The organism is Mycobacterium sp. TH-M25, from assembly GCF_057473665.1.
In genome coordinates, this window is record NZ_JBYCLA010000185.1 from 1 (window position 1) to 8,779 (window position 8,779).

Consider the following 8,779-nt stretch of genomic DNA (forward strand, 5'->3'; position numbering starts at 1 on the left):
GGTGGGGCGTGCGGACTCCGATGCCTTCCGATCGGCATCCACTTCGGTGGCGGGATCGGCGCCGGCGACCGAGATCGGGACGGCGAGCGCGATGGACAGCAGCGCCGCGCCGGCCAACGTGCGCTTGAGGATGAGCGGGTTCGTCAACATGGCCGCAGGGTAAGCGTGTGCCGCGCCGCAGAAACGCCTGCGGCGCGTTTGGCGTCTACCGTGCCGCCGTGAACACTCCCGCGCTGCTGACCCGCACAACGCTCTACACCCTCGGTGTACTGAGTCTGCTGATCGTGGTGGTGGCGAGCGCGGTGCCGCGCGGGGCGGCGTTCCTCGTCACCGCCGGGTTCGTCACGCCGACGTTCGAGAACAGCTGGCTCACGCTGCGCCTGGTTCCGATACCCGGCACCGACCCCGCTGTCTACATCTCGGTGCAGTCAGCGGTGCAGATGCTGGTCATCGCTCTGGCAGTCGCAGGACTGGTCGGCCTTGTCCGCGCCAATCCCTGGCAGCACGGAGCCCTCGCGAACTCAACGCCGCCGGGACGTGACAGCAAGTCGGCCGGAGCCGCGTCGCCGCCGGCTTCCACACCGCCGCTGGTCTCCCCGCCTGCGAGCGCACCGCCTCCTGGCCCTGCATCCGCACCGGGTCCGCCGGCGTTGCCGCCGCGGCCGACACCTCCTGGACCGGCAGGACTGTGAGGAGGGATAGGCATGGCAGGTAATAGGTTCCGTCCCGGCGGGTGGACAACAGCGGTCCACGGGTCGGTCACCGGCAGGGCGTCGCCGAGCGGCAACCGTGGATCCGTGGTGGGTTCGATGCTGTCACGGGCCGTTCGAGGTGGGGTGGGGCTTTTGATCAGCCCTGCCGGTGAACGCCTCCTGCACCGCGTCGGATACCGCAGGGTGATCGCTGTGCTCACGGCTGCGGTCGTGGCAATGGCGCTGGTCGTGGGTGGGTCGATTGCCATGGTCCTGTTTGCGGCTCCTGCCGTCGTCCCGGTGTCTATCGCGGCGACTGTGCTTGGCCGGGCGGCCGGTGTGTTCGGCAACGGTGCTGTGGGGGGCGGGCCGGGAGACGACCGGCTCACCGGCGAGCAACTGACCGCCCTGGCCAGCAGTGACCCCGCCCGGTGCACCGCGGCGGCCACCACGGTGTCGCCGCCGGCGGCGGTACCCGTCGCGGGGCGACCCGCGGCCGCCCCGGGGACGACAGAGGCGATACGGCTACTCGACGGCGGAGGGATCAGCCGCCAGGATGCCGCAACTGTCGTGGACCCGGTGCCGCCGGGGACCGGTGCGCTGAGAGCCAACGTCTGGTTTCTCTACCGGCTGGCCGGGCTGGGGGACTGGGACACCTTCACGAAGGCTTACTCAGATGGGGGCCTGCGTGACGACGACCGGGCTCCTGACGCTGCCTTCTCGCAGGTGCAGAAGCTCAACCGCCGCGGCGTCGGCATCGAGGGATACCGGAGGGTTGCCGCCGCGCTATCGCTGGCCGGACTCGTCACCGGGCGACTGACTGCCCCATACCCCGATTTCCGTCGGGTGCTGGACGTGGAGCTGGTGTCGGAATGCACCGGCGACAGCGCCGGCTCCGATCGGGCCAGCGCGCCTCCGCCGTCGGCGGAACAGCCGCCGCCGACCGAACCCGGTGAGACCACTGAACATCCCGTGCCATCACCAGACAGCAATGACGTGACGCCTTGATCGCATCAGCCGACCTAGTCGCCGTTGGCGACTGCGTCATCGACTTCCTCGGCCTCCCTGGGGAATAACCGCCGGATCTCCTCGGTGAATCTTCCCGCGCAGTAAGCAGTCTTGATGTCGGCGGATTCTTCGCCGGTCCAGTCGCGATAGGTGTGTGCGGCAGGTGGGCCGACCAGCACGCCGGTTTCGCGGAGCTCGATCAGTTCCTCCACGGTGTTGTAGACCGCACCTTCACCGCGATAGTTCGTGGCCCGTTGCATTGCGATAGCGCACATGTGGTGTTTCACATCCTTATTCGGTCGGTGTGGCGCTGCGCTGCTGCCTGTTCGGCAGCGCCCGTCAACGTGGAAGTGCGTCTTGGTCGATAACCAGCTCGACCGGATCGTCGTGTGACGGATCGGCGTAACGCCGGGCCAGATAGCTGTGCAGTGCACGGTACTGATCCGCCGACGCGGGTGGCTGTTCACGTATCCAGTCGATCGACCCCTCGCCGTGCTCGCCGACACGGGCATAGGTCATCAGGTTGCCGGAGTTGCAATCGGCAGCGGAGTCGAGGAACACGGCGATCGGTTCTCCCTCGCTGAGCACGTATGCCGCACGGTATTTCGGGATGCTCACCGCAGTGCCTCCAGACCGAGGTCCGCCGGAGTCACATGTGTACGTTCGCCGGTTTCCTCGCAGCGAACGTAGAGCATGTCCAGACCGGCGATGTCATTCCAGTTCTTGAATACCGACACGATCTCGACGTGGTGCCCGTTGCCGATGATCAGCGTCCCAGCCGATGTGTCGGCAGCCGGATCATAGGGCGGAAGCTCGGCATGGAACACGTGTCGGGTTCCGACGAGGGAGTGACCCTCGATCCGTTGGTTGGGCATGAGACGCGCTCCTCATCGCAGGCGAAGTCGTGAACGGGAGCCATCATGGCCCGCACATGCCGGCGCGCCGTCCCGCGGCGCGAAACGACAAAGGCCCGCAACCAGATCGGCTGCGGACCTTCGACAAAAGTGGACCTGGCCGGAATCGAACCGGCGTCGTGGTGTCTGTCCAACTGCGTTCTACGCGCGTAGTCGCTGTCTGCGCGGTCAGCCGTTCCCAGGGACGGGATATGACTGGCACCGTTTTCGCGATTGTGCGTTTTCCACCAGCCTGGCTCACAAAGGCCCTGCCGGACTCGCCTGCTGCTATGGACGATGCCGGGGACTCTGCGCAGCAGTAAAAGCTAATCCCCGGCAGGCTCAGGCGCTGACCAGAGCCGAGTCGTTGGCAAAAGGCTCGATCTCGGCAAAGTCTGCGTCGGAAACCAGTGCGTCGGTGTTGTCGGCGCTTAATTGGTTGGTGCGTTCACTTGAGGTAGAAATGCACCCAACACCTGCCCGCTGTTCAATTTTCAATTCCCCAATCGAAACCTGTTCAGGCCCTTGGTCTGAGAAGTTCCCAGTTGGGCGCCCTTCACGGCTTTTCGCCGGATGCGTTCGCGATCTGTGGGCCGTGCTTGGTGCCGGGTTTAGAGAATACACCGACGTTCCGGCAACACGAGACCGACTGTGCGACACTCCGAGCCGACGCGCGGACAAAAATCTCTGGGCCGGTGGCGGCTTCCATTCCACGACAACGCGTCTGGTGGATCGGAGGACGTGACACGGGTGGTCGAGCCAGCGGGTCGAGCCGCGATACCGCCATGCTCCGAACAAGCTGCCATTCTGCAAGCAGAAGGAATTATCCAGTTGTTCCGCCTGGCCTGTCAAAGTTGCGATGTCGCTCCAGGAGAGGCCCAAAAGGCGATACTGATTCCGAGCACCTTGCAGTGCCCATACATCCGGGTTGCGCGCCTGCACCGAATAGGCTGCTAGCCAGCTCGATCCAATGGCGCCGATTCTGGTTCACCGACAGTCATCTCCGGCTCAAAGATGTCGTATCCTCGCGCGGTTTCGAACTGCACTGCGTGATGGGCGATTTCGCGAGCGGTTTCGGAGTCGGGGGTATCTGTCGCCACACGGAACCAGAGCTCCACCCGCCACAGATCGCTCCCGGCGCCACGGTGCTGGTAGGGCTCCGCGTTGGTGCCGCCGTGCCACGTGGACTGGATTCCCACCGCTGAACCCACCAGGACAGCGACACCACACCGTGCGCGGGTACGGGCGTCATACTCGTTACCGGCCCGCACGTATCGGGTCAGTGTGACGCCAACGGTGTAGTGGGACATAGGAAGTCAGCTCCAGAACGTTGAAAAGGATTTGACATGCGCTGAAAAGACGTCCAGCTTTTCCGCCAGCTGCGGGTAAAGCTTTTTGACTTGCGAAATCGCCGCCATGATGTCGTATCCGCTGACGAACACGCCCTTGGCCAGGTCGGTGAACACCTCGTGTGTGTCGAGTCCGGCGAATTGCGCGGCCTCGTCGTGCAATTCGGCGAGGGTTATGTGCGACATGGTCAAATCGTACTCGGTTCGCATCGCGATACATCCAGATAATGCGTACGCATCCGGCGTGTCGAAGCCGGTCATTTGCCGACGTTGGCGATTGGCGGTGGATGCAGCAAATGCACTGTGGCAATGGTGGTTTGGCTGTCATCCGGGGTACCGAACGGGTTGTAGGTGAACGTTCCGTCGACAAGTGTGATCAGCTGTCCGGCGGTCTGCATAAGCCGCATCGCATCACCGGCGAATCCGAGCAGCGAGCGTGCATTTTCCGGCGCAAATGCCTGCATCAGCGAATCTTTGGTGATCGGCCTGCCCTGCTCGGTCAACGTCATTGCGGCGTCGCTGAGGTACGCACGGGCGTTCTCCACCCGGGTCATGCGATGGGCCTCTCCAGCGGCCCGGGCTTCCGTGGACATCCGGCCCATGTCGCTGCCGCGCTGCAGCAGGTCGGTTTCACGTTGCTGGTCGGTCAGCTTCACCAGTTCTTCGATCGACCCACGCCGAACCGCCATGATCGCGCCGGCGGCGTGCCAGTGGGAGTCCTGCGGCTGAGCCAGCCCGTCGAGCGCCGCCAGCATCACTCCGATCTTGAGCTGCTGGAGCACCGCATGCCGATTAGCGATCGCTTCGGCTGCGCTGTTGCCGCGTCCGCGGTCGGCGTCGCTGTATAGGTGGTCGTCCTCGGTGTTGAGATCCTCATCCTCCCCCCCGCGTGCCCATGGACGCGAGGGCTGCGGATAGAGCCCATCGGGGTGAAACGGATTGGCTGTTGCCGCACGAGCCCGGTCGAGGTCCATGTGCTTGATCGCCGCCGCGGGCGGAGTGATCCACACCGGCGGGCGCGGCCCACCGGAATCCGGGAGCATCGATGGTTTTCCGTCGAACCAGTACACGGGTTGGGTTGCCAGCAGTCCGGGGTACTGCGGTCCGCGGGTGACGGTCTGGTGGCCGGGGAGCCACAGGAACCGCTGCGGGGTGCCTTTCCCCGTCTCGTCGAACAGTTTGCACGCCGTTGCGGGCTGGGCGCCCAGCAGGATCCCGAGCCGGTAGGTGTGCGCGGCGACGAAGCTGTGCCGCTCACGATCGCTGGTGGTGTTGCCGACCTCGCCGCCCATCCACATCGACCTGTACAGACCCAATGTCTTAGATCCCTGGCGCAGCATTTCAGCGGTGAAGATGTCGATCTCATCGGACTCGATGAGCACTGCGTTGGAGCTGCGGTCCCCTCCACCGCCGACGCTGCCCACGGTGGGGATGTTGTCCCCCGGAAGAGGAGCTGCAGCGGCAGCCGGATCGGCTCCCTCGCCGTCATCGCCGCGTGGGAATTTCTTGAGCACGCCTTCGCCTGTGCCCGGCGGCACGGTGACGACGCCCGGCACCAGCGTCGCCGCCAGGCCCATCGTGTTGGACTTTCCTGAGCTGGGTGGCCCGATGATCACCGAATACAGATTGAGCGATGTGCCGGCCGCGGTCGGTTGGTCCCCGTCCGGGATCGACCGGTCCGGGGGGACGAGGCGGACCGTGGCCGGAATCCGTGCTGCGATGCGCGGCAGCAGCGCTCCCAGCAGACCCCACCGGGACACTCCATGTGAGTCAGCAGCCGCGGCGACGTGGCTCAGGCCCGGTGTCGCAGCGAAGATCCACTCGTGCTTGACATAGCGGTGCAGCGCCCGGTTGGCCAGCGGCGCGAGCACTGGAAGCATCTCGGTGCGTGCGGCCCACACCGCGGTGAACTCCGGTGGAGGTTCCGGCATCGGGTACTCGTGCATCTCGTTCTCGCGCGGCAACGGCATGTCGTCCAGCGGAACGCCGGGGAAGCTGCGGATGGTGGTGTTGTTGACGACCCGGACCCTGCCGCCGTAGGGCGACTTGCGTTCTGCCGCGCCGTCAGTGGCGGCTCCTGGAGGCGCGTCCACTATCGGGATGTCATCGGGTGACCTGTTGTCGACCGCACCGGCCACGGCGGACCCGGCGTCACGCTGACCGGGAAGCAAACGGCCCTCCAGCGAGTCGCGCTCGATGAACCGCTGCATGCGAGCCGCCAGACTGCGGTACGAGGCCGCCCCGGCCCGGTCACCGAACAGCTCCGCTTTGTCGGCCAGTCTCCGGTAGTAGTCGGGGGTTACGACGTCGAAATCTTGGGGCTCGGCTCCGAGGTGGATGCCCACATCAGCGGCGACACTGCGGCGCAGTCTGCTGCGCTCGCCGCCGTCGAGTCCGCCACCGCCGCGCAACGCGACCGCGAGGTCCAGCCGGGACAGGTGCAGCGCGTCGACGTCGAGGTCGCGGCGCATGGTGCCCGACCAGATGTGCGCGCCGTTGCCCATTTCCACACAGTTCTCGTGCAGTGTGGCCGACTTCTCGTTGCTGGCGCCGTGCCAGTACCAGATCTGGCAACCGCAGGTGTCGCGCTGAGCAGTCGGGTGCATGCGGGCGTCGGCATTGATCCAGTCGTCCCAGCTGACTGAATCGATTTCGTTGGACAGCTCCGCCGAGCGGGCATCGCGGGCCACGCGAATTTGTGGCGGGTCGGGAACCAGAATGCCGCGCAACGGCTCCAGGTCCGCAGGGCAACCGCGCTCGAACGGGCGCAGACCGGGCGTGGTGGCATCACCGGCGGCGTTCGGATCGAACAACCACAGCGGGGCGACGTCGAGGTCGCACTGCACCGTTGAATCCAGCGATCCGTGCAACCCGGCGCAGTAGGTCTTGTCCGGAGCCGCGTCGAGAGATGATGGTGGTGCGACGATGAATCGCGGGCCTGCCAGGACATCGATTTTTCCGCCTCCGGGGAGCATGATCCCGATGCGGTCAGATGCCAAGTGGTAAGGATCGATCCCGGCGGGCACCCGCAGCCACACATGGCTGCCGCCGCGCTTGTCGTCGGCGGGGTTGAGCGGTTCCTTCATGAGGGACTTCGCCGGAATCACCGTTGGGACGAAGCCTGCCGCCCTCAAACTCGCGGTGGCGGCGCTGTTCTCGGCGTCGAGGACCACCAGGTTGGACAGCCGCAGATTCACACCGATGTTTCCGCCCTTGGCGAGATGGCTCTCAGCCTCTTCCAGAGTGACGGCAGGGGCCACCGGCCACTTCTTGTAGGCCGGAATCTTCTGCTTCCTCTTCAACAGCATGAGGTGGGCGCCCAGGGCAACCATGCGCTTGATCAGGTACCGGTCGTAGTCACTGATCGACTGAGTCGCCGAAGATGTGGGATCGGCATCCGACACAGCGTCGTCACCGTTGTCTCGGCGGGGCATGGCGGTCACGGTACGACCCCTGCAGAGGTTTACCCGACTGAGCTGAACGCGGTGCTTCGGCGTGTCGCCGGCGCCCACGTGATTCTCTAAAATAGAGATCACAAGGATTGATGAATCGGCTCAGTAGCCTTGATAGCTGTTGCTGCTGCCGACGCCCTCGCGGTTCATGAACGACGACAGTCCGTCGCCGCTCGGGGACACGTTGTATGTCTCCATCACGTAGTTGATGCTGGCGGCCGCGGAGGCTACGGGGTCGTAGATGCTGTTCGACGTTCCGCCCATGTGGTAGGCGGCAAATGTCGATGGAATGCACTGCCACATACCGCGACTGGAGTTGGCGTGGCTGCCGTCTTCCATGATGGAGCCAGTGGCATTTGTGTCAGAGTCGTTGGCGGCATTCGGATTATTGCTCGACTCATGCTGCGCCATGTGCTGGTACAGCTCCTGCCACTGCTCCCGCAGTGCCGGATCGTTGGGGATGCCGTTGATGGTCAGCGCCTGATCGACGATGTCGGCGACGTCATCCTGTGACATCGCGTCGCCCGGATACTTCTCCAGCGAAACCTCGGAGACGTCCAGCGGCTGTCGCTCTTGCGGTGCGGTCGCCGAGCCCTCTGCGGTCGACCGGTGCGAGTCACGTCCCAGGCGCGGGCTGTCGCCATTCGCCGACTCGGCTGCCGACCGCTCTTTGACCGCCTGAATCAGCGCGGAAAGGATTTTCGGGTCGATGTTGGAAACACCGGCGGGTGCGGGCAACGAGGGCGCCGACGGCGCCGACATCTGCGGAGCGGCAGACGGCGCGGCGGCTGACTCTGACTGTTGAGGAACCTGCGGCATCTGAGGCATGAAGGATCCACTGCCTGCACGGCTGCCCGCGCCGTTTCCGGCGCCATCGCCGATGCCGTTGACGCCTTTGGCGCCGCGGTCTTGAATGCCCGCCAGCCCCTTGGTGTACTTGTCGGTCTTCTCTCCACGATCGGACACAGCGCTGCGGGCCTTGTGGCCCTGTGTCGATGTGTCATCTACGGCTGCACTCAGGCGTGGGTCCACCCCCGGAGCGCGGGGTTTGCCGTTATCAGCGGGCGGCAGCGTGTCACTGGTCGCCCCGACCTTCCCGATCAAGTTGTCGAAGTCGTTGCTAACGGTCACGGGAAAAGTCCTCTACCACAGCTCATTTCACCGCTCCCGGGTCGAGCTTGGGTGTCTTGACGCTCGGCTGTCCCTGGCCGGTTCCGGTCGCGGTGGCCGCGGCGCTGGTGGGGCCGGGGCCGCGGCCGGCGGCGGGGACGCCGGGGGAACCGGCCGACGGGACAGCCGGTGTTGCGGCGGGCGCCGGCGCGCCGGGTGCGCCGACGGCGCCGACATCTGCGGAGCGGCAGACGGCGCGGCGGCTGACTCTGACT

9 protein-coding genes, 1 other RNA gene and 1 pseudogene are annotated in these 8,779 nt (G+C 65.5%); 2 read left to right on the plus strand and 9 right to left on the minus strand.

Going from position 1 to position 8,779, the window contains the following annotated elements; all coding sequences use genetic code 11:
* Positions 1-218 precede the first annotated feature (218 nt).
* Together AC2VOU_RS06205 and AC2VOU_RS06210 are read left to right on the plus strand one after the other, a co-directional pair.
* On the plus strand, positions 219-692 hold the full coding sequence (locus AC2VOU_RS06205) for a hypothetical protein (RefSeq protein ID WP_486956582.1): 474 nt from the start codon (positions 219-221) through the stop codon (positions 690-692).
* 117 nt (positions 693-809) lie between these two features.
* Complete coding sequence (locus tag AC2VOU_RS06210; RefSeq protein ID WP_486956583.1) at positions 810-1,700, plus strand: hypothetical protein; 891 nt, start codon at positions 810-812, stop codon at positions 1,698-1,700.
* 14 nt (positions 1,701-1,714) lie between these two features.
* On the opposite strand, the gene AC2VOU_RS06215 is transcribed toward AC2VOU_RS06210, so the two are convergent.
* The 9 genes and pseudogenes from AC2VOU_RS06215 to AC2VOU_RS06255 all read right to left on the minus strand — a co-directional run.
* A complete protein-coding gene (locus AC2VOU_RS06215; protein WP_486956584.1) occupies positions 1,715-1,960 on the minus strand; it encodes a hypothetical protein in 246 nt (81 codons plus the stop codon).
* 79 nt (positions 1,961-2,039) lie between these two features.
* The gene (locus tag AC2VOU_RS06220; protein ID WP_486956585.1) at positions 2,040-2,318 is read right to left on the minus strand and encodes a hypothetical protein; all 279 of its coding nucleotides are present in this window, start codon (positions 2,316-2,318) and stop codon (positions 2,040-2,042) included.
* Entirely contained in the window at positions 2,315-2,575 is a 261-nt protein-coding gene (locus tag AC2VOU_RS06225; protein ID WP_486956586.1) for a hypothetical protein, read from the minus strand. Before AC2VOU_RS06225 ends, AC2VOU_RS06220 begins: the two co-directional genes overlap by 4 nt.
* A 127-nt stretch (positions 2,576-2,702) precedes the next feature.
* Positions 2,703-3,118: a transfer-messenger RNA gene (ssrA, locus tag AC2VOU_RS06230) on the minus strand.
* Positions 3,119-3,546: 428 nt separating this feature from the next.
* The gene (locus tag AC2VOU_RS06235) at positions 3,547-3,903 is read right to left on the minus strand and encodes a hypothetical protein (protein ID WP_486956587.1); all 357 of its coding nucleotides are present in this window, start codon (positions 3,901-3,903) and stop codon (positions 3,547-3,549) included.
* Positions 3,904-3,909: 6 nt separating this feature from the next.
* Positions 3,910-4,203, minus strand: a complete 294-nt coding sequence (locus tag AC2VOU_RS06240; protein WP_486956588.1) for a hypothetical protein — start codon at positions 4,201-4,203, stop codon at positions 3,910-3,912.
* Positions 4,200-7,376, minus strand: a complete 3,177-nt coding sequence (locus AC2VOU_RS06245; RefSeq protein ID WP_486956589.1) for a bifunctional DNA primase/polymerase — start codon at positions 7,374-7,376, stop codon at positions 4,200-4,202. The genes AC2VOU_RS06240 and AC2VOU_RS06245 overlap by 4 nt, the downstream gene beginning before the upstream one ends.
* 120 nt (positions 7,377-7,496) lie before the next feature.
* Positions 7,497-8,525 (minus strand): transglycosylase SLT domain-containing protein, encoded by a 1,029-nt coding sequence (locus tag AC2VOU_RS06250; RefSeq protein ID WP_486956590.1) that lies wholly within the window; start codon positions 8,523-8,525, stop codon positions 7,497-7,499.
* A gap of 22 nt (positions 8,526-8,547) precedes the next feature.
* Positions 8,548-8,779, minus strand: a pseudogene (locus tag AC2VOU_RS06255) (hypothetical protein); the annotation flags it as partial.